The following is an 18,082-nucleotide window of genomic DNA, read 5'->3' as shown; positions in this document are numbered from 1 at the left end:
TCACGGTCGCAGCGACTCGTCGAGCTCCAGCAACGCGCTGGTGAACACGTCCAGGGGTGCTGAGGCCACGCCGGCGCCGATCTGGCCGGAGCCGTCGGAGCTGTGCAGGATGCCGGTCGTGATCTGCGGGGTGATGCCGAGCTCGACGACGGCCCGGGCATCGACGGCGAGCGGGGAGCCGCGCATCCCCCAGAACGGGATCGTGAACCGGGTGGACCGACCCACGCACACCATGGCCAGGTCCTCGGTCAGCCGGGCGGCATCGGCCATGGTGCCGCCGACCAGCTGAGCGACCGCGGGGGAGCCGGCGGCGGCCGCTCCCCCCAGCCCCACCAGCTCGAGCACGGCGCTGTCGCCGATGTCCGGCGCGGCGTCCTCCGCTCCGTGGCCGGGCTGGTACAGCGCCGCCCCGACCGGGGGCGCAGCCGTCCGGTGCCAGGAGGATCCTCGCCCCAGGCGCGCGGCGAAGTCGGTCCCATTGCGGGTCATCCCGAGGACGACCGAGGTGTGCTCGACCTGCCCGGCCCAGGTCGTCAGGGCGCGGGCGGCGGCCATCGCCAGGCTCAGGAAGAGCAGGTGGTTCGCCGACAGGAAGGAGGCCACCTCGACGCGCCGCGGATGGTCGCCACCGACGAGCGCGGGCAGCAGGTTGCGCAGCAGCAGGTTGGTGGCCGCCTGGGTGCGTACGTGCACGTCGTCACCCATCGCGACCGCCTGCGCGGCCAGTGCCATCACATCGATCGGTCCGTACGTGCGCACCGCCTGGCCCAGCACCGGCCCGACCGCGTCCCGCAGCAGCACCAGCCGGTCCACCGCCCCCGGGGTGTCCCTCCCGAACCAGGCGACGTCGCCCGAGCCCTGGCCGACCGGCGCGAACGTCGTGACGTCGGCGTCTGCGAGGGTCACCACCCACACGGGGGTGCGCGGTCCCATCGCGGTCGCCATCGGCACCACGACCCCGTGATCGTTCGCCGACTCCAACTGCAGCTCGCCCGCGTCAAGCATCGCCTTGGCCCGGTCCGGCGAGTCGGCCCACCCTTCGGCGCAGGCGGCTGCGGCGAGGGAGCGCCGCAACGGATCGACCAGTCGGTCGACCTCGATCGGCGGGCCGCAGTGCAGCAGCACCCGGCCGTCCGCGAGGACCGGGATCACCGAGCCGGCGGGCACGACGTCGACCAGCTCGGGCGCCCCACGGTCCAGCCGCCGGAGCACCTCGGTGTTGGCGGTGTCGACGACACCGGCGCGTGGGCCGGACAGCCGGCGCAGGGCCGCGACCACGGCCGGGTCCCCGTCGGCGGGGATCCGCCAGTCCACCGACGCCACGTCGGCCCCCTGGCTGCGCACCGCCTCGGCGAACAGCGGCAGGCCGACATTGACCACCCGCGGGTGGTCCGGGAGCGCGGGCACCGGTCGCTCAGCCATGGCCGACGAACTCCTCGGCCAGGGCCACCAGCTCGTCCTCGGCGGTCTGGAAGCCCGCGCGTGCCGTGCGGGCCCGCTCGGCCAACGTCGAGGCCGCGGCGGCGCACCGCTGCGTCATCGCCTCCACCACAGGCGGCGCCGCGCCACCCGGGAGCACCCGGCTCTCGACGATGCACCGCGGGTCCAGGACCTCGGACAGGTCCCGCCCCGTCAGGCCGAGTGGCCGGCCGAAGTACTCCACCGCCGCGGCATCCAGGCGGTTCCCGTCGAGGTCGATGCCGCGAAGTCCCTCACGGCTGGCCCGTCTGACGGCGATGCCGACGACCCGGTACGCCGTGCGGTAGTCGACCGCGCACGTCTGCATGACGTACTCGGCGAGGTCGGTGGCCTGGCAGAAGCTGGACTCCAAGGAGGCCCACATCCTCTCTGCGTTGATCGTGAGGGTGGTGATGACCCCGTTGCTGAGCCGGGTCGTGCGCAGCGCGAGCTCGAGGGCTCGGGGCACCTCGCCGTAGGCGTAGATGAGGTTGTCGCTTCGCGCCGACGGGCTCTTGCTCACCGACAGGAACCCGGTCAGCCGCCCGATGAGGGTGCCGGCGGCGCCGCGGATGATCGACAGCGCGTAGGGGTTGCGCTTCTGGGGCATCAACACGCTGGACCGGCTGTACCCGTCGGCGACTGTGACGTAGTCGAACTCGCTGCTCGCCCAGATCTCGAGGTCCTCGGCCAGCTTGCTCTGGGTGGTGAGCAGGCTCGCCGAGGCGGCGAGAGCGCTGATCAGTCCGTCGATCTGCCACATCGCGTCGCGGGTGTGCTCGATGTAGCCGTCGAATCCGAGCAGCGAGGCGACCCGGGTGCGGTCGTCCAGCAGCCGGCTGCCGTTGACGCAGCCGGCGCCGCCGGGGCTGGTGTTGACCCAGCTCAGGTCGTCCAGCAGCCGCTCCCCGTCGCGCAGCACCGGGAAGCTGAAGCTGGCCAGGTAGTGCCCGAACGTCGAGGGCTGCGCGTGCTGCAGGTAGGTCTGGTCCGGCAGCCAGGTGCGGCTGTGGGCTCCAGCAACCGTCGCCAGCGACGTGGCCAGATCACCAGCAGCCGCGACGAGGTCCGCCAGCACGCTGCGGACGTTGAGCCGCAACGCGATCCGGACGGCCTCGCGACGCGGCCGCCCGGCGTGCAGCCAGCCGGCGTCGTTGCCGATGCGGGCGGCGAAGTGGCGTTCGCGGGAGTTGTACGGCTCCCCGTAGGCCGGGTCGTACGGGAACTCCGCGGCCGGCGTCCGACAGGCCTCGAGGACCTCACGGAGCAGCCGCTGCGCGGGCCCCCGCGCGACGACACCGCGTTCGTGGAGGTCGAGGACGTGTGCCAGGTCGGCGAGGTTGAGGCCGCGGTGCAGCAGCGGCGCGTCGGCGTTCTCCAGCGCGAACCCGCTGTCGATCAGCTCCTGGGCCGGCCCCTCGACAGGAGGGCCGTGCCGGTCGGTGTAGGTCTCGTCGGTCACAGCCACTCCGCAACGCTGTCGAGAAGCCCACCGGTGTGCCAGAACACCGTGCAGGCACCGGGGTCCCGGCGACGCTCACCGAGCAGCTCCGGCAGGGCGGCCAGCGCCTTGGCGGTGTAGGCGGGGTCGAGGACCAGCCCTTCGGTCTGCAGCGCGAGATCGGCTGCGGCGCTGCCCTCGGCGGACGGCAGGCCGTGCCCGGGTCCACGGGCGTCGATCAGCTGCAGGCGCGAGTGGTCCGGAGCCGGTGCCCCGGCCAGTCCGGCAGCGGCCTCGGCGAGGGACCGGATCCGTGGCGTGGTCTCGTCGGGGGGGCGGCTCACCGCGGCGCCCAGGACGCGCAGCCGTGGCTGCGCGCCGGTGGCGGCCAGGAGGCCGGCGGTGCTCCCCCCGGAGCCGGTAGCGATCACCGCGGCGACGTTCCCACGGACATCCGGGCCGGTCGCCTCGAGCTGGTCGACGAGCTCATGAGCGGCAGCCAGGAACCCGACGGCCCCGAGCGGGCTCGCAGCGCCGCGCGGCACGACGTACGGCGTGCGCCCGGTGCCGGTGAGCTCGGCGGCGACGACATCGAGGCGGCCGTCGACGGAGTCGCGCTCGCTGCTGCCGCTCCACCGCACGGCTGCTCCCCAGTGCCGCGCCGCCGCCAGGTTCGGGTGCACCGGTCCGGCGGGCTCTGCGGTGCCCGCGTAGACCAGCACGCAGAGCATCCCCGCCCAGCGCGCCGCGGCTGCGGCGGCGGCGCAGAAGTTCGACGACGGCGCACCGCCGGTGACCAGCACGTCGGCGTCGTGCAGGCGCGCGTCGGCGAGGATCATCTCCAGCGGCCGCGCCTTGTTGCCGGCGAACGCGAATCCGGTCAGGTCGTCGCGCTTGACGAGCAGCCGGCCGGCGACACCGAGCGCAGCGGCCAGCCGCGGCGCCTCCTGGAGGGGCGTCGGCAGTCGCGCCAGCTCGACGCGGGCCAGGGTCCGTGGTCCAGTCACTGCCACGTCGGCAGCTCCTGGGCGCGGCGGGCCCGGGCCCGGGCCAGCACGAAGTCGGTCATCTGCACTGCCGATCCGGGGTCGTCGGGGTACTGCGTCCCGGACAGGTGAGCACTGAGGTTCTGCCGCATCCGGTCGGGGTCCACGACCAGCCCTTCGACGAGCCGCACCGCCAAGCTCAGCGCGGTCGTGGTCAGCAGGCAAACTTCCGGCAGCGCGACCCATTCGGCCTTCCAGGCCCTGCCGTCGCGCTCGTGCGAGGCGACCATCGACTCCCACATGACTGCGGCGTTGGCCCGGGTCAGCCGGGCCAGGGTGTCCAGGTGCTCGCTGATCTCGGGGTTGCGCTTGTGGTGCATCGTGATGCTGCCGACGGTCGCCTCCGCGAGCGGCTCGGCCAGTTCACCGATCTCGGGACGCTGCAGCTCGTAGACCTCGTTGCCGACCCGGGCCAGCGTGCCGGCGACCAGCGTCAGCACCCCCGTGAACTCCGCTCCGCGGTCACGGGCGGAGAGCCAGGAGATCCCGGGGTCGCCCAGGTCGAGCAGCTCGGCGAATCGGCGCCGCACGCCGAGCCCACGCTCGCCGTAGGCGACCAGGGTGCCGATCCCGCCGCCGAGCTGGACCACCAGCCATCGCGGGGCCCCCTCGCGCAGCCGTTCCAGGTGGCGGTGGACCTCGTCGGCCCAGCTCGCGACCTTCCACCCGAAGGTGGCGGCCGCGCCGGGTTGTCCGTGGGTGCGTCCGGCGATCAAGGTCTCCCGCTGCGCCTCGGCCAGCGCCAGCAGCGCGGCCTCGAAGACCCGCAGGTCGCGCCACACGATCCCGCCGACCGAGCGCATCAGCAACGAGGTCCAGGTGTCGGTGACGTCCTGGACCGTGGCGCCGAGGTAGACCACCTCGGCTGCCTCCAGCGGCAGCACCCGGCGCAGCTCCTGGATCAGCCCGAGCGTGGAATGCCCGGTGGCCCGGGTCCCCTCGGCGATGCGCTCGAGGTCCAGCCGCTCGACCCTGGCATGCGTGGCGATCAGGTCCGCGGCGCGCTCGGTCACCAGCCCCTCGGCCGCCTGGGCCCGCGCCAGCGCGGCCAGCACGTCGAGCCAACCCTGCAGCCGGGCCCTCTCCTCGAGCAGACCGCGGACCTCCTCGGTCCCCCAGAGGTGGGCGTAGGAGAGCGAGTCGGTGATCCGGGCGCTCACGGCGTCGCCGATCGGGTGGCACGGTCGCGGTCGGCGGCGAGGTCGGAGGCCGCGTACAGCCCCTCGCGCACCAGCTCGAAGCTGGATCCCCACGGAACCACCACGATGTCGTCCTGGGTCTCGATGTGGTCCTCGAGCTGGCAGCACTTCGTGAGGCGTACGGCGTCGCCGGGCTGCGCGGTGAGCCGGGCGCGCTCGAGCGGGCAGATGTCGATCTGGTCGAGGCCGGCAGCGAGCTCCGGGTAGAAGTGATCGTGGATCTGCCTGGACCGCGTGCAGCCGACCAGGGTCCACCCGGGCACCGCCGTTGGCACCTGGTCGAGGTACGAGATCGTCGCTCCGGGCACCTCGACCCCACCGCCGCGGCACGGCATCAGGTAGTGGCCGGCCGGCGGCGCCGCCGACACCAGGTCCTGCAGGTCGATCACCTCGGGTACGACCAGGGTCGCCGGCAGGTCCTCGGCCGTGTCCGCCACGCGGTGCACCTGGTCGACGAGCTTCGCCGGCCACGGCGGAGCCACGTCGAGCACGTGCACCCGCCTCGGGTGGAGGTCCAGCACGAAGTTGACGTGCTGGTACCGCCCGTGCACCACGACGCACCGTGCGTTCGGCACCTCCTCGGCGACCCGGGCGAGCTGGCTCGGAACGGCGGTGTCGACGTCCGGGCGGTCCAGCAGGACCGTCTCGCGGGGTCCCGCGAGCAGCCGCACCTCGACGATCGGCTCGAACAGCTCCTCCTCGGCAGCCTTGACCAGCTCCACGACGGCGACCTCGGAACCGTTGCGGGCGACGACGTACCGGGTCCGTCGGTAGGCGGCCCGCAGCAGCAGGTGGGCGCGCAGGGACTCCTCGTCGAGCGGCACGGGGACGTCGGTGAACGCGACGGTGCGGTACTGGGTGGGGATCATGGCCCGGCGTCGGGTCGGATCGTGTCGGAGCGGAGGCCAAGTCGCAGGCACTCCACCCCGAGCACCTCCGCGGGGTCGATGTTGCCGAGGTTCACGTTGGCACCGAAGTGGTTGATCAGCCACGCTTGCTGGGCGCGCTGCGGCGCCTCGAAGAGCACCGTCTCCACTCCCACGGCGGCCACGACCGCGTCGGCCACCCATGACCGGACCGATCCGTCGGCGTTGAACAGACCGACGGTGCCGCTCTGGCGTCCCTCGGTCACGACCCAGTGGGCGCCGGCGTCCCGGTCGGCCGCGGCGTCGGCCGCCCATTGCTTGGGATCGACCTCGGCCGAGGCATCCTTGCTGCCCACCTCGGCGAGCACGGTGAACGTCTTGGCGACGGTCTGGATCATCAGGCTCTTCACGTCACGGGAGATCGGGACCGAGCCGCACGACACCTCCATGCATTCGAACCCCACCTCGTCCGCCCACTCCATGAGCCGGTGGGCGGCGCCCTTGCGCCAGGCGATCTCCAGCAATGTGCCGCCGGTGCAGGCCTTGACACCGTGCTCGCGCAGCAGCTCCACCTTGTCGACGACCGCCGGGTCGACGTACGCGGTGCCCCACCCGAACTTCCAGATGTCGACGTACGGCCCCGCCGCCGCGAGCCGTTGCTCGACCTCGGCCACGGACAGCCCGCCGTCGAGCACGTGGCAGACCCCGTGGTCGCGCGGCTTCTCGGTGCGCTCCGGCAGGTCCAGGAAGCCGGGGAGGGACGGCCGGTCAGGGCGTACCGGCTGCGTGGTGTCCCCGACGGTCGCGCCCGAGGGCTGCATGGTCACAGCTGCAGCTCCTTCGTTAGGGTGACCGCGCGTGCGCCCGAGCCTGCCACCGTCCACGACCTGCGCGAAACGAGCGACCAGTGACCGTGCACGACGTCGATCTCGCCGGGCTGGCGCGCCACCTGCGTGAGCTGCCGGGAGTGCAGGCAAAGCGGGTCATCGGAGTCGTGGCCGACGTGTTCGGCCCGGGCGACTGGTGGGGCGGTCCTGGTGACGACGGCGCGGTCGTCGAGGACGAGGGACGCAACCTCGTCGTCGGGGGTGAGGCGATGTTGCCCGGCTTCGTGGCTGCCGACCCCTACGGCGCGGGGATCGGTGCCGTGCTCGCCAACGTCAACGACCTGGCGGCGATGGGCGCGCGACCGCTGGCCATCGTCGACACCCTCGTCGGCACCCGAGAGGTGACTCGGCGGGCGCTCGAGGGGCTGAAGTGGGCGGGGGAGGCCTACGACGTGCCGATCGTCGGTGGGCACCTGACCGAGAGCGACGGCCCGCCGAGCCTCGCGGCGTTCGGGCTGGGCCGCGCGGACGCCGTCCTCTCGGCTAACCGCGCGGCGCCGGGCCAGGCGTTGCTGGTTGCTGGCTGTGTGCGGGGTCGGCTGCGTTCCGACTTCCCGTTCTTCCCGTCCTTCGAGGAGCGCGCGGGTCGCCTCGCCGGGGACGTCCGGCTCCTGCCGGCGCTGGCTCGTTCCGGGGCGGCCCAGGCGGCGAAGGACGTCAGCATGGCGGGGCTGGTGGGCAGCCTTGCGATGCTGCTCGAGCCCACCAGACTCGGCGTCGAGGTGGACCTGTCGCTGCTGCCAGTGCCGGTGGACGTCGCGCTGCCCGACTGGCTGGGGTGCTTCCCATGCCTCGTGTTCCTTGTGCTGGCAGCGCCCGAGCGGGTCGCGGAGTGCTGCTCCGCGTTCCATGACCGGGACCTGGCCGCGGCCCAGGTGGGGACGCTGGACACCACCGGCTTGGTGCGGTTGCGCCGGGACGAGGAGGTCGTCACGGTCTTCGACCTCGCCCGGGAGGCGGTCACCCGGCTCCGCCCGTGACGGGTCGGCTGACGCGGATGGCGCGCCGGTGCCGGTCACCGGAGTCCGATGCTCATCTTCTGGTGCTCGACGCCGACGTAGGGCGCCGGGTCACCGACCGGGTCCCAGCCCAGCCGGCGGAAGAATACGACGTTCTCGAGCTGCACGTGGGCGACCATCCGGTCACCGCCGAGCCGGGTCGCGCCGGCCACGGCGAAGCGGACCAGGGGTGCGCCGAGCCCGGCCTGCCGGTACGCCGCGAGCACCGCGAGCCGGTCACCCTTCCACAACACCTCGCCCGGCAGCTCCGGCGCGATCGGGTAGAGCCGGACGGTGCCGACCGGTGCGCCGTCGACGTAGCCCAGCACGTGGAGGGTCTCGGCCCGGTCGTCGACGAGGTCCCGGTCGGTGCTGCTGAACAGTGCCTGTTCGGTGACGAACACGGCTTCCCGGATCTGGTGGTGGGTGGCGAGCTCGCTCGGGCCGCCCACGAGGCGGCAGGTCAGGTCGTGGGCGGACGAGGCCGGAGCATCCCCGCCCGACCGTGCGTGGGGCTCAGTACGCGAGCGGGAGGCTGCGACGGCCATCGGCGATGCCTCCTTCCGTGTGCCCCGCGAAGCCGCCGTGGGCGCGCTCGACCGCGGCCATGCCCGAGCAGGCCTGGCACCGGGCGCAGCCGGCGCGCACCTTGGCGGCGGACAGGCCGCGCGCCGTCATGGCGGGGACGACCTGTCGGTAGATGCTCTCCACGTAGTCCGGGGTCGGCGGGTGGGCATCGGCCATCAGGCTGCCGGGCACCGGTCGCAGCGGGACGATGAAGGGGTAGACGCCGAGGTCGACGGCTCGGCGACAGCCCGCCACGGTCACCTCGGGGTCTTCGCCCATCCCGAGGATCACGTAGGTCGACACCTGGCCCTCGCCGAACACCCCAACCGCGTGCTCCCAGGCCGCGAAGTAGGCCTCGAGCCCCCAGCGGGCCTTGCCGGGTGCCACCCGGGCCAGCACCTGCGGGTCGAAGGACTCGACGTGGATCCCCACTGAGTCGACGCCGAGGTCGTGGACGGCGTCGATCACCGACAGGTCCGACGGCGGCTCGAACTGGACCTGCACCGGCAGCCCGGAGGCCTCCTTGACCGCGCCCGCGCATCTGCCGACGTAGAGGGCGCCACGGTCGGGCGTCGCCGTGCTGCCGGTGGTCAGGGTCACGTCGACCGCGCCGTCCAGGTCGCGGGCGGCGACTGAGACCTCGGCCAGCATCGCCGGGGTCTTCTTGGCGATGGTCCGGCCGCCGGCGAGCGAGAGGCCGATGCCGCAGAAGGTGCACTGGTCCGAGGTCCCCCAGTAGGCGCAGGTCTGCAGGACCGTGCTGGCCATGGAGTCCAGGTGCATCAGCGCGATCTTCCAGTACGGGATGCCGTCCGCGGTCTCCAGGTCGTAGTAGCGCGGGCGCGGCGCCAGCTCGGCACCGGCCACCCTGGTGTGCCCGTGGTAGACGCCGAAGCCCTCGTCCTCCGGTCGCAGGGAGTACGGCGAGTCGGCGACGTAGTCGGCTGCGGTCGGGACGGTGACCGGCGCCCCCTCGATCCACAGCATGCCCGCGTCGGCGGGCCCGGCACCGCCGGTCCGAGCGCCGATGTCGCCGACCACCCGCAGGCCGGCGCTCTGCAGCTGGGCGAGCAGCGAGGCGAGCTCGGTGGGGTCGATGGCGGGGTCGAGATCTGTTGGCCGGTCTAACGTGTCGGACATGACGGCTCCTTGGGCGTGACACGGCCGGGTACTGCCTGCGCGTCCACTATAGGAAACGCCGATGGCCGGCACCAGGGTTCGCCGACACGCCCCGGCCGGGTCCGCGGCTCACGGGTCGGCCACCTTCGCGGCGGCGACCGCGCTCTCCCGTGCCGCCTCGTCGTCGTATCGGGTCGAGACCTCGTCCCAGTGGAGCCCGCCGGTCGAGAGGTCCACGCGCCCCCGGGTGACCTCGTGGGTGCAGGCCGCCAGGTCCTCGGCCGGCACGGTGGTCACCAACAGGGCCCGCCCCGTCCCGACGTGGGCCTCCACCCGCCGGTAGGCGTGGAAGGGGTCCCCTGACGACAGGCCCTGCTCCTCGAGCACCACCCAGGTTCCCGGTTCGTCATACGTTGACAGCAGTCGCAGTCTCCTGGTCGCGGCAACCTCCATCACGACCTCGTTGTAGCGCAGGGCGAAGGCCGCGGCGAGGGTCGCCTCGGGGTCCGCGGGAGCGGCCAGGTCGGGCTGACCTTCCGCCACCTCGGACAGCACCCGGTCACGCTCGGTCCAAGCGGTCAGCAGCGAGGCGAGTGCCGGGGGCTCGCCGCGCAGTCGGTCGACCAGTGCGCTGACCAGCAGGACGGTGCGTCGGTAGAGCTCGGGCTCGCCGGCAGCCGTCGCGAAGAGGCGTTCCGCAGCTGCGCGCCAGATGACGGCCAGCTGGCGCGCGCGGCTGGCGTCCTCGTCGGACCATGTCGGATATTGCAGATCCGGGTCCCCAGTCATTGATTTTCCTGTCCAGTTGAATCACTATCGTGAACGCGTTGATCGAAGAGAGCGGAGCCGGGCCTGTCGTGAGCAAGGTTATGGTCGTCGCGGTCGGAGGGAACGCCCTGACCCTTCCCGGCCAGCTCGGCGCCGCCCCGGACATCGAGGCGAACGCCGCCGCGATGGCCGAGGGGATCTGTGCCGCGGCCGCTGCCGGCTGGCGGGTGGTGGTGGTCCACGGCAACGGGCCGCAGGTCGGGAACCTGTCCATCCAGCAGGAGGGCGGCGCCGAGCTGGTCCCGGCCCAGCCGCTGTACACCCTCGGCGCCATGACGCAGGGGCAGCTCGGCTCCGCCCTGGTCCGGGCCGTCGACGCGCGTCGCGGCGCGGGTGCGGCGGTCGCGCTGGTCTCCCACGTCCTGGTCGACCCCGACGATCCCGCGTTCGGCGCGCCGACCAAGCCCATCGGTCCGTTCTTCGACGAGAAGAACGCCGCCTGGCTGGCCCGCGAGCGTGGCTGGGTGCTGGTCGAGGACGCGGGCCGCGGCTACCGCCGCGTGGTCGCGTCACCGCGCCCGCTCGGCCTGCTCGAGGTCTCCTCGGTCAAGGCGCTGCTGCGCGCCGGCAAGATCGTGCTCGCCGCCGGTGGCGGCGGTGTCGCGGTCGCCCCGTCGCTCGCAGCGGTCGACGCGGTCATCGACAAGGACCGGGCGGCGGCCGCGATCGCGGTGGAGCTCGACGCCACCGCACTGGTCCTTGTCACCGGTGTCGACGCGGTGATGGTGGACTTCGGCACCCCGCGGGCCCGGGCGCTCGGCGAGGTGAGCGTGGACGCCATGGCCCGGCACCACGCGAGGGGCCAGTTCCCGCCGGGCAGCATGGGCCCGAAGGTCGAGGCGGCACTGGCGTTCGTGCGCGCCGGTGGGGACCGGGCAGTGATCACCTCGGCCGACCACCTCGTCGAAGCGCTGCAGCCGGACGCCCAGGTGGGCACCCGCGTCGTCGCGGCACGCGAGCGGGCGCTGGCATGACCTCTGCCACGGCGACCATCCAGACCCGGGTCGTCCCCGACACCTACTGCGACTCGCTGCGCCTGCTGGTCGCCACTGGTGCGATGTCGCAGACCGCAGGGATCTCGTGGGCCGGCGCGGTCATGGGGACGGCGGCCGGGCAGGAGCAGCTCGCCCAGGCAGGCGTCACGCTCGACGTCGACGTACGAGCCAACGACCTGGTCCTGGCCGTCGTCGCGGACGACCCCGACAGGGCCACGGCCGCGATCGAAGCCGGCGCCCGAGCGGCGTTCGAGGGCCGGGAGGCGGCTGCCGCCGACGGCGGTGGTGCCGCGGTTGCGCCGCGGACGACGGCCGCTGCGGCCGACCGGCTGGGCGGGGCCGAGGTCGCGGTGGTCTCGGTCCCGGGGCCGTACGCGGCTCTCGAGGCACACCACGCCCTGACCCGCGGGCTGCACGTGCTCCTGTTCAGCGACAACGTGCCGGTCGAGGAGGAGCGCGAGCTCAAGGAGCGCGCCGGCGATCTCGGGCTGCTGGTCATGGGCCCCGGTGCTGGCACTGCGGTGGTCGGTGGTCTGGGACTGGGTTTCGCCAACGCGGTGCGCCGTGGGCCGGTCGGTGTCGTTGCGGCAGCCGGCACCGGGGCCCAGGAGGTGTCCGCCCTGCTGTCGCGATGGGGCGTCGGCGTCTCGCAGGTCATCGGTGTCGGTGGCCGTGACCTGTCAGCAGCGGTGGGCGGTGTCATGGCGACGTCCGCGGTCCGGGCCCTCGCGGCCGACCCGGAGACGCGTGCGGTGCTGCTGGTCTCCAAGCCACCGGACCTCCAGGTCGCGCGGCAGGTGCTGGCATCCTGCGGCGAGATGCCGGTCGTGGCCACCTTCCTCGGGCTCGACGAGGCGGCGCTGCTCGGCCTGGACCAGCACACCGGCGCCGGGCGGACGCAGGTGGCTCGGACTCTCGAGGAGGGGGCGGCCAAGGCGGCCGCGCTCGTCGGGTCCGACCCCGGGACCGCCGTGCGCACGTCGGTGACGGACGAACTGCGGGAACGGGTCCGTCGCGCCGGTCGGTCACTGCCGGCGAGCCGCGAGACCGTCCGCGGGTACTTCTCCGGCGGGACCCTGTGCTACGAGGCGCAGCTGATCCTGGCCGAGGCCGCCGGCGCGGTGTACTCCAACGAGCCGCTGCACCACGACCGCGGCCTCCCCGCACCGCCGCGCTCGCACGTCCTGCTGGACCTCGGGGCCGAGGAGTACACCCAGGGCCGGCCGCACCCGATGATCGGCCCGCGCGCGCGGGTCGACCTGATCCAGTCACAGGCTCGGGACCCGGAAGTCGCGGTCGTGCTGCTCGACGTGGTCCTGGGCTACGGCGCCCACCCCGACCCGGCCGGCGAGCTCGCCGACGCCTGCGCCGAGGTGATGGCCGAGGATGGACCCGTGGTCGTCGCGTACGTGCTGGGCACCGACGAGGACCCCCAGCACTACTCCGAGCAGCGTGCCCGCCTCGAGGCCGTCGGTTGCCTGGTCCCGGAGACGGCCGCCTCCGCGGCCCGAGCCGCCGCGGCCATCGCGCTGCGCCGCCCGGAGCTCGTCGGGTGATGACGTGAGCAGCTCCGGGCTGCCGCCGGTATCGCTGGTGACCTACAGCACCAAGCCGCGAGGCGGCGTCGTGCACACGCTGGCCCTCGGTGAAGCTCTGCACCGGCTTGGGACCGACGTGCTGGTGGTCGGGCTCGGCGACCCGACGCAGGGGTTCTTCCGGGCCACCGACGTCCCGACCATGGTCGTCGACGCCCCGGAGGTCGACGGCGGGATGGAGGAGCGGGTCGCGGCCAACATCGATGCCCTGGAAGTCGCGCTGACCGACGTGGCGACGACTCACCCGCTCCTCCACACCCAGGACTGCATCGCCGCCCGGGCCGCAGCCAGGGTCCGTGACGCGGGCCGAGCTGCCTGCCTGGTGCTTCGCACCGTGCACCACGTCGACGACTTCAGCAGCCAGGTGCTGATGGATTGTCAGCGACAGGCGATTCTCGAGCCCGACCAGGTCTTCGTGGTCAGCCATGCCTGGCAACGGATCCTGCAGGCGGACTACGGGGTCGCCGCCGAGGTGGTTCCCAACGGCGTCGACGCCGGCTCCTTCGCCGCGCCTGCGCCGGCCGGCCTCGTGAGGGAGCTGCGGGCGCGTGTCGGTGCGACGGCGCGCCCGCTGCTGCTGTCGGTGGGCGGCATCGAGCCGCGCAAGGGCAGCGACACGCTGGTCCGCGCGCTCGCTCGGCTGGCCCGCACCCGTGAGCCCGCTCCCGTGCTGGCGGTGCTGGGTGGTCACTCCTTCCAGGACCACCGCGCCTACAGGGAGCGGGTCCTCGACAGCCTCGGCCCGTTGGGTCTGGAGCTGGGGATCGACGTCGTCGAGGTCGGGACGGTCCCGGCGGGGGAGATATCTGCCTGGTACCACGCCGCCGACGCGCTCGCCTTCCCGTCCGAGAAGGAGGGGTTCGGGCTGGCCGCGCTCGAGGCGATGTGCGCCGGACTGCCGGTGGTGGCCAGCGACCTGGAGGCCTTCCGCGAGTGGCTGGTGCCGGACCGCGACGCGCTCGTCGTCCCTGTGGGCGACGATGCGGCGCTGGCGGCGGCTCTGAGCCGGGTGCTCGACGACAAGGCGCTGCGTGACCTTCTCGTGGAGTCGGGGCGCCGGGTGGCGGAGACGTACACCTGGGAGGCCAGCGCGCGGCGGCACCTGGGTCTCTACGTCGACACCTGGGCGCGCGCCGAGGCCGGTGCGGGCCGGTGACGAGCGGGTCCCTGCGCACGGACGTGTCGGTGGACGGCGATGTCTGGCGCGGACTGGCGGCGCTGGCTCCGGCGGGGGTACGCCTGGCGGCGGTGGACCCGCGGTCGGTCGATACGAGCGACCTCTTCCCGGAGGAACGGGCGCTGCTGCCCGCGGGGGATCCGGCCAGGACACGCGAGTTCGCCGCTGGACGGCTCGGCGCTCGGCGGTGCCTGGCCGGGCTCGGCGCGCCGGCGTCCGGCCCGCTGCTGAGTGACGCCTCCGGTGCGCCGAGCTGGCCGGAGGGGGTCCGGGGCAGCATCACGCACAAGCCGCGGTTGTGCCTGGTCGCCGTGGCCGACGTCGGGACAGTGTCGGGGATAGGGCTCGACCTGGAGGAGATGGCGCCGCTGCCGCGGCTCGCCTGGCGCGCGGTCCTGACGGAGCGCGAGATCGAGCGTCACGCAGGGTCCAGGGGGGTGCTCGACCCGACGCGCAGCCGGCTGATCCTGTGTGCGAAGGAGGCCTTCTACAAGTGGCGCTGCTCCAGCGGCGGAGCCCCGCCCGACCTGCACGGCATCGAGGTGGACCTCGACGCCCACGGGATGCTTCGGCTGACACAGCCCGTTGTGGCGTCGAGGGATCAGGCGCTGGTCCCTGCGTCGAGGCCGCTCATGCGTGCAGCCCATGTTGTCGCCCGCGACTGGTCGGTCGTCCTGATCTGGTCCCCTTCGACCGCTGCCGGCTCACGACCGGCCCCGGCTGGGATCCGACGCCCCGCTGAATGATCGCCCGGACCGGAGCGGCCGCTGGTGTGCTCGATCTATCCAGGCGCGAGGAGCAGCCGGACACGTTGTGCCGTCGCACCGAGGATCCGACGTGTCCGGCGAGTTCGGTCGGGGCCACTCCCGGCCGGGGAACGGCAGCACGAAAACGGCACGTCGGTGGCCTCGATCGCGACCGGGAGATCGACCGCTCAAGCGGGGCCGACAACGACTGGCCAACGGCAGACGCGCTCATTGACCGGGAGGATTGGCCGCGACTAGATTCGCGCGTTACGGCTCCGAGGAGCGTCGAGTAGTCGAGTCCGGGATGGCGACTCTGACAAGGTGACGTCCTCCAGGCCCTGCACGGCGGTAGTGCCGGAGTTCTCCGAGTGCACAGCCTTCCAAGAGGACGGGGCAGCGCTCATGGGTCGACCGTCGAGGACCGCAGTCCTCATCGTCGCTGGCATCGTCGTGGTGGGGTCAGTCGCGCTGGTCGCCGGCATCCATTTCGGCTCGCACAGCGCTGCGGCGGGTGCTGCCGCCAGCGACTCGCCTGCGAGCGTGAGTCCGAGTGTGAGCGTGAGCTCGACCCTGAGCCCGTTCCCAGGAGACAGCGACAGCCACGCCACGCTCGATGCTGGGAGGTACGTCACCTCCGATCCGTTCCCAGTTCCTGTGTCCGCCACCGTGCCTGCTGGCTGGAAGAGTGAGGTGGGCGGCCCGTACGCTGTCTTCCTCAGCACGGCGGACGGTGACGCCAACGTAGGCCCGGCGGTGCTTGACCTGGTGCTCTCGCCGTTCGTGTTCTCAAATCCGTGTCAGGACCAGCCCCCCGGTCCACCGGTGGGGTCGGTCGACAATTTCGTGACGGCGGTGGAAGCGCTGCACGGCCTTACGGTCATCCGACCGAAGACCGTGACGGTCGGGGGACTGACTGGAAAGCAGCTGACCCTGAGGGCGCCGCTGCACGGGGGCAGATGCGCGGACGGCCATGATCTGATCATGGCGCTCCCGTTGGGACACGAGTTCGAGCTCGGGCCTGGCGACACCATGACCTTGACCGCGCTCGACGACAAAGGCGTCCTGCTGGTGATCGATGAGCAGACGACGACTGAGGCAACGGCACGGGACCGCGCCCAGCGTGCCGCAGTTCTGAAATCGATGAGCATCGGCGAGTACATCTGAGATGCTCCGTGTGCCGTTTGTCGATGGCGACCAGCGTCGGCGGTGGATCCGACACACCGCCTGGGTCCGCAGACCCCACCCAGATGGATCGTCGAAGACAGCCACGAACCACGGCGACCTCGTACGCCACTGGGACGGCGCCTCGAGGCAGCCCCACCACCACGACGTCTGGGCCCGTGACCCGTCGCAGCGCGGCCCCGAGGCGACGACCCGCGTCGGCACGATCGGAGAAGATCGCGACCTGCCGCGTCCTGCCTTCGAGTCAACGTTCCAGAGTTAGGAAGGGGAGGAGCCGAAGGCCAGCGGCACCGAGGAGGATCAGGCGCGCGTGACGTCGATTCCGACGGTGACCGGGTTGACGATTGTGTCCCGGACCGGCGAGAACTGCGCGAGGCTTGCGACCTCGGCGAGCTGGGCGTCGTCAAGGTCACCGTCGACCTTGATCGTCACCTGGATGCGCTCGTACCCGGGACGCACCTCGCCGTTCAACCCGAGGAAGCCCTGCACGTCGAGGTCGCCGTGGACGGTGCACTCGACCGCGTCGAGCTCGACCCCGCGCGCGGCCGCGTGGTAGACGAGCGTGCCGGTCAGGCACGCGGCGAGCGCCTGCAACGCGTACTCGCCGGCGTTGGCGGCTTGGTTGCGGCCGAGCAGGACCGGTGGTTCGTCACTCTCGAGCACGAACGGCCGCTCGCGGCTGGTGTCCTCCTGTCCGGCGCCGTAGAACCCCTGGATCGTGGTGCGGCTGTGGCCACCGTCGATCCACTCGTTGCGGGCCCGGAACTGGAAGTGGCCGAGGCTGGGCTCGGCGGTGACGGCTTCGACGGTTCCGCTGAGCCGCTCGAGGTCGACGCCGTTGAGGATGCGGGTGGTCATTGGTGAACTCCTTGCTCGGGGACCAGATCTCGGTCCGGTGAGTTAGCACGATCGGTCGTACTAAATAGACAGTACGAACGATCGTGCTAAGTTGTCAACGTGAGTTCCGCCGCCCCTCAAGCGCCGACTACCAAGGCGCGCCGTCGCCGGTCGGACGGCGAGCGCACCCGGCAGGCGATCCTTGGCGCGGCTGCCTCGCTGGCCACCGTCGACGGGCTCGAGGGCCTGTCCATCGGGAACCTCGCCGCGGCCACCGGGATCAGCAAGAGCGGCCTGTATGCGCACTTCGGGTCCAAGCAGGAGCTGCAGCTGGCCACCGTCGAGGAGGCCGAGCGGGTCCTCGACGAGGAGGTTGTGCAGCCGGCCCTTGCGGCGCCGCGGGGGCGTGAACAGCTGCTCGCCGTGTGCGACGCGTTCCTCAGCTACGTGGGGCGCCGCGTGTTTCCCGGCGGCTGCTTCTTCGCCGCAACGTCGCTGGAGATGGGCGCGCGTCCCGGGCCGGTGAAGGATCGGCTGGTCGCCATCCAGTCGGACTTCACCGGACTGCTCCGCTCCTTCGCGGTCGCCGCGATCGAGCAACACGAACTGCCTGACGACACCGACCCCGACCAGCTGGCCTTCGAACTGCACGCGATCTTGTTGGGGGCCGACACCAAGTTCGTCCTCTACGACGACGCGACGTTTCTCGACCTCGCGCGGCGGGTCGTGCGCGAGCGCCTCGGCTACGGCGACTGATCGGCGCGCGGCCGGGGGCGGTGCGGCATCGTCGCCAGGGGAGCCGCCGACGTCGTGTTGCGTTCAGGACCGGTAGACGTCTCGCCGGTGGTCGACGTCGAGGACGATGACCCGGCGGCGCTCGTCGTCGATGCGGTAGCGGACTCGATACTCGCCGCGTCGCGCGGGCCACAGTCCCTCGAAGGGCGCACGGAGCGGAACCCCGACCGCTCGTGGTCGTTGGGCGAGTGGTCCGCTGATGAACTCCGAGGCCGCGAAGGCCGCGGCGGAAAGAAGCGTCTCGGTGAGCGCTCGGCGCGCCCCCGGCGCGAGCACGATGGCGTACGGGGGTTCGTCGGGAGGCTCAGCGGCCACGGTTCTCGCGCAGCCGCCGTTCGTCCATGAG

18 protein-coding genes are annotated in these 18,082 nt (G+C 72.5%); 7 read left to right on the top strand and 11 right to left on the bottom strand.

Annotation, left to right across the window (positions count from 1 at the left end; genetic code table 11):
• From VMI11_08110 to VMI11_08085, 6 genes are read right to left on the bottom strand one after another with little or no spacing between them, the layout of a single operon-like run.
• Complete coding sequence (locus VMI11_08110) at positions 1–1,422, bottom strand: DUF1116 domain-containing protein (GenBank protein ID HTY72373.1); 1,422 nt, start codon at positions 1,420–1,422, stop codon at positions 1–3.
• Positions 1,415–2,926: a lyase family protein gene (locus VMI11_08105; protein HTY72372.1), complete on the bottom strand. Its 1,512-nt coding sequence runs from the start codon at positions 2,924–2,926 to the stop codon at positions 1,415–1,417. The genes VMI11_08110 and VMI11_08105 overlap by 8 nt, the downstream gene beginning before the upstream one ends.
• Positions 2,917–3,912 (bottom strand): pyridoxal-phosphate dependent enzyme, encoded by a 996-nt coding sequence (locus VMI11_08100; protein ID HTY72371.1) that lies wholly within the window; start codon positions 3,910–3,912, stop codon positions 2,917–2,919. The genes VMI11_08105 and VMI11_08100 overlap by 10 nt, the downstream gene beginning before the upstream one ends.
• On the bottom strand, positions 3,903–5,105 hold the full coding sequence (locus VMI11_08095) for a lyase family protein (protein HTY72370.1): 1,203 nt from the start codon (positions 5,103–5,105) through the stop codon (positions 3,903–3,905). Before VMI11_08095 ends, VMI11_08100 begins: the two co-directional genes overlap by 10 nt.
• Entirely contained in the window at positions 5,102–6,013 is a 912-nt protein-coding gene (locus VMI11_08090) for a hypothetical protein (protein ID HTY72369.1), read from the bottom strand. The genes VMI11_08095 and VMI11_08090 overlap by 4 nt, the downstream gene beginning before the upstream one ends.
• On the bottom strand, positions 6,010–6,831 hold the full coding sequence (locus VMI11_08085) for a phosphosulfolactate synthase (GenBank protein HTY72368.1): 822 nt from the start codon (positions 6,829–6,831) through the stop codon (positions 6,010–6,012). Before VMI11_08085 ends, VMI11_08090 begins: the two co-directional genes overlap by 4 nt.
• Positions 6,832–6,917: 86 nt before the next feature.
• Between VMI11_08085 and VMI11_08080 the strand changes: the two genes are divergently transcribed.
• Entirely contained in the window at positions 6,918–7,877 is a 960-nt protein-coding gene (locus VMI11_08080) for an AIR synthase related protein (protein HTY72367.1), read from the top strand.
• A 35-nt stretch (positions 7,878–7,912) separates the two neighbouring features.
• Here the strand turns inward: VMI11_08080 and VMI11_08075 are convergent, their stop codons facing one another.
• The 3 genes from VMI11_08075 to VMI11_08065 all read right to left on the bottom strand — a co-directional run bounded on the left by VMI11_08075 (position 7,913) and on the right by VMI11_08065 (position 10,370).
• Positions 7,913–8,347: an MSMEG_0567/Sll0786 family nitrogen starvation N-acetyltransferase gene (locus VMI11_08075; protein ID HTY72366.1), complete on the bottom strand. Its 435-nt coding sequence runs from the start codon at positions 8,345–8,347 to the stop codon at positions 7,913–7,915.
• A 64-nt stretch (positions 8,348–8,411) separates the two neighbouring features.
• Positions 8,412–9,602 carry an MSMEG_0568 family radical SAM protein gene (locus VMI11_08070; protein ID HTY72365.1) on the bottom strand — a complete coding sequence of 397 codons (1,191 nt, stop codon included), beginning with the start codon at positions 9,600–9,602 and terminating at the stop codon, positions 8,412–8,414.
• A 108-nt stretch (positions 9,603–9,710) separates the two neighbouring features.
• Complete coding sequence (locus VMI11_08065) at positions 9,711–10,370, bottom strand: hypothetical protein (protein HTY72364.1); 660 nt, start codon at positions 10,368–10,370, stop codon at positions 9,711–9,713.
• A 68-nt stretch (positions 10,371–10,438) separates the two neighbouring features.
• On the opposite strand from VMI11_08065, the gene VMI11_08060 reads away from it, so the two are divergent.
• The 5 genes from VMI11_08060 to VMI11_08040 all read left to right on the top strand — a co-directional run bounded on the left by VMI11_08060 (position 10,439) and on the right by VMI11_08040 (position 16,086).
• Complete coding sequence (locus tag VMI11_08060; protein HTY72363.1) at positions 10,439–11,383, top strand: carbamate kinase; 945 nt, start codon at positions 10,439–10,441, stop codon at positions 11,381–11,383.
• Positions 11,380–12,960, top strand: a complete 1,581-nt coding sequence (locus VMI11_08055) for a protein FdrA (GenBank protein ID HTY72362.1) — start codon at positions 11,380–11,382, stop codon at positions 12,958–12,960. The genes VMI11_08060 and VMI11_08055 overlap by 4 nt, the downstream gene beginning before the upstream one ends.
• Positions 12,961–12,964: 4 nt before the next feature.
• Positions 12,965–14,155 (top strand): MSMEG_0565 family glycosyltransferase, encoded by a 1,191-nt coding sequence (locus VMI11_08050; protein ID HTY72361.1) that lies wholly within the window; start codon positions 12,965–12,967, stop codon positions 14,153–14,155.
• Positions 14,152–14,922 (top strand): 4'-phosphopantetheinyl transferase superfamily protein, encoded by a 771-nt coding sequence (locus VMI11_08045; GenBank protein ID HTY72360.1) that lies wholly within the window; start codon positions 14,152–14,154, stop codon positions 14,920–14,922. Before VMI11_08050 ends, VMI11_08045 begins: the two co-directional genes overlap by 4 nt.
• Positions 14,923–15,243: 321 nt before the next feature.
• On the top strand, positions 15,244–16,086 hold the full coding sequence (locus VMI11_08040) for a hypothetical protein (protein HTY72359.1): 843 nt from the start codon (positions 15,244–15,246) through the stop codon (positions 16,084–16,086).
• Positions 16,087–16,404: 318 nt separating this feature from the next.
• Here the strand turns inward: VMI11_08040 and VMI11_08035 are convergent, their stop codons facing one another.
• The gene (locus VMI11_08035; GenBank protein ID HTY72358.1) at positions 16,405–16,962 is read right to left on the bottom strand and encodes an OsmC family protein; all 558 of its coding nucleotides are present in this window, start codon (positions 16,960–16,962) and stop codon (positions 16,405–16,407) included.
• Positions 16,963–17,061: 99 nt separating this feature from the next.
• Between VMI11_08035 and VMI11_08030 the strand changes: the two genes are divergently transcribed.
• Positions 17,062–17,697: a TetR/AcrR family transcriptional regulator gene (locus tag VMI11_08030; GenBank protein ID HTY72357.1), complete on the top strand. Its 636-nt coding sequence runs from the start codon at positions 17,062–17,064 to the stop codon at positions 17,695–17,697.
• Between the two features lie 63 nt (positions 17,698–17,760).
• Here the strand turns inward: VMI11_08030 and VMI11_08025 are convergent.
• A partial coding sequence (locus VMI11_08025) for a type II toxin-antitoxin system RelE/ParE family toxin (protein HTY72356.1) occupies positions 17,761–18,082 on the bottom strand: 322 nt, incomplete at its 5' end.

The sequence above is a fragment of the Actinomycetes bacterium genome, assembly GCA_035506535.1.
GTDB lineage: Bacteria > Actinomycetota > Actinomycetes > DATJPE01 > DATJPE01 > DATJPE01.
This window is presented reverse-complemented; position numbering and strand designations above follow the sequence as displayed.

Coding starts and splice junctions, on each gene's coding strand:
- VMI11_08035 (HTY72358.1), bottom strand. CDS start 16,962: ATGACCACCCGCATCCTCAACGGCGTCGACCTCGAGCGGCTCAGCGGA.
- VMI11_08055 (HTY72362.1), top strand. CDS start 11,380: ATGACCTCTGCCACGGCGACCATCCAGACCCGGGTCGTCCCCGACACC.
- VMI11_08085 (HTY72368.1), bottom strand. CDS start 6,831: ATGCAGCCCTCGGGCGCGACCGTCGGGGACACCACGCAGCCGGTACGC.
- VMI11_08090 (HTY72369.1), bottom strand. CDS start 6,013: ATGATCCCCACCCAGTACCGCACCGTCGCGTTCACCGACGTCCCCGTG.
- VMI11_08065 (HTY72364.1), bottom strand. CDS start 10,370: ATGACTGGGGACCCGGATCTGCAATATCCGACATGGTCCGACGAGGAC.
- VMI11_08070 (HTY72365.1), bottom strand. CDS start 9,602: ATGTCCGACACGTTAGACCGGCCAACAGATCTCGACCCCGCCATCGAC.
- VMI11_08110 (HTY72373.1), bottom strand. CDS start 1,422: ATGGCTGAGCGACCGGTGCCCGCGCTCCCGGACCACCCGCGGGTGGTC.